Annotated in this window: 1 protein-coding gene and 1 pseudogene; one reads left to right on the forward strand and one right to left on the reverse strand. The window is 67.6% G+C overall.

The window, feature by feature from the left end; all coding sequences use genetic code 11:
* The coding region (locus A5714_RS20515) for a PPE family protein (protein WP_369829459.1) at positions 1-541 on the reverse strand (541 nt) is incomplete at its 3' end.
* A gap of 28 nt (positions 542-569) precedes the next feature.
* On the opposite strand from A5714_RS20515, the pseudogene A5714_RS27505 reads away from it, so the two are divergent.
* Positions 570-936, forward strand: a pseudogene (locus A5714_RS27505) (hypothetical protein); the annotation flags it as partial.

Genomic DNA, 936 nt, shown 5'->3' on the forward strand with positions numbered 1-936 from the left:
TGTTGGCCGCCGCGTGTGCGACATTTCCTGCGGGCTCGGTGGCAGCCCGGGAGACGGCCATGGCCTGGTCGGTGGTGGCGTCCGGGGTCGTGGTGTTCGGCGGCGCCGGGAACGGCTCGAGCGCCGAGGCCAACACCGAGGCACCCGCATAGCCATACATCGCCACCGCGTCCTGAGCCCACATCAGCCCGTAGTCGGCCTCGGTGGCGGCGATCGCCGGAGTGTTCTGCCCAAAAAAATTAGTGGCGACCAGCGTCGCCAGCAGCACCCGATTCGCCGCGATCGCCGGCGGCGGCACCGTCATCGCGAACGCCGCCTCATACGCCGCCGCCGCCGCCCGACCCTGACTCGCCGTCTCCTCCGCCATCGCCGCCATCACCGACAACCACGACACATACGGCGTCACCGCCTTAAGCATCGACGCCGACGCCGGCCCCACCCACGGACCGCCGCTCAACTCCGTCACCACCGACCAGGCCATGGCCGTCTCCCGGGCTGCCACCGAGCCCGCAGGAAATGTCGCACACGCGGCGTCCAACACCGGGTCTCAGCTTGGCGCGGTCGCACCGATGCAGCAACTCGCCACAACCGCTGCCGCGGCCGACGACCCAGGGCCATTCACCTGGCTGCAGAACCTCATTCAGGACCTTATCGGGTTTGGACTTCCCACACCCAACAACAATTTCTTGGGCCTGAATCCCACGTTGTACAACGTAATTTTCAAGCTGACGTCGGGTCTGGCGTACTTCTCGAACGGTATCGCCAACTTCGGCTGGTCGATCGGTCAGCAGCTGACGTTCGGTCCCGGTGGTGCGACGGTGGGTGCTGGTGGTGCGTGGTTCCCGACGCCGCAGTTCGCGTCTTTGGGGTTGGGCAACTTGGGTGGCGTGGGTCATGTCGGCGGGGGGCGGCGGCGGCGGCTGGTCAGGCCGCCCG

It is taken from the genome of Mycobacterium sp. E2462 (assembly GCF_001672685.1).
Taxonomy (GTDB): domain Bacteria; phylum Actinomycetota; class Actinomycetes; order Mycobacteriales; family Mycobacteriaceae; genus Mycobacterium.